This is a genomic window from Burkholderia sp. JPY481 (assembly GCF_038900515.1).
In the GTDB taxonomy this organism is placed as follows: Bacteria; Pseudomonadota; Gammaproteobacteria; order Burkholderiales; family Burkholderiaceae; genus Paraburkholderia; species Paraburkholderia youngii.
Genome location: NZ_JAYMRT010000152.1, coordinates 1 through 386 on the forward strand (window position 1 = coordinate 1; position 386 = coordinate 386).

The 386-nt window shown below is 66.6% G+C and carries 1 protein-coding gene; it reads left to right on the forward strand.

Features of this window, described 5'->3' with window-relative positions; translation table 11 throughout:
- Positions 1-208: response regulator transcription factor (locus VSR82_RS40110; protein WP_498858939.1), on the forward strand; the 208-nt coding region annotated here is incomplete at its 5' end.
- Between the last annotated feature and the right edge of the window lie 178 nt (positions 209-386).

Genomic DNA, 386 nt, shown 5'->3' on the forward strand with positions numbered 1-386 from the left:
GTCTCGGTCGTGTTGGTCGCGGGCGCCGGCGGGCGAGCAGGACGTGCTGCGGCTCATGCAGCGCTCGTTGAGCGTCACCGACATGGCCGGCGAACTCCACCTCTCACCCAACACCGTGAAGACCCACACGCAGGCTCTCTACCGCAAGCTGGGCGCACGGTCCCGCGACGAAGCCATCCGTATTGCCCGAGAACGACTCCTGATCTGACCGGTGGAGAGCTCGTGGAGCGCTCGTGGAGGGCGACGGCGTACCCCGGATCTATTCAGCGGGGTTCGGTTCCCCGAACATCTTGCCGACGACGAACAGCAGGGCGGCGGTGACGATGGAGAGGATCAGCGCGGCGAGGATGGTCGCGAAGAAGCCCCCGACGTCGAGCACGTTGGAG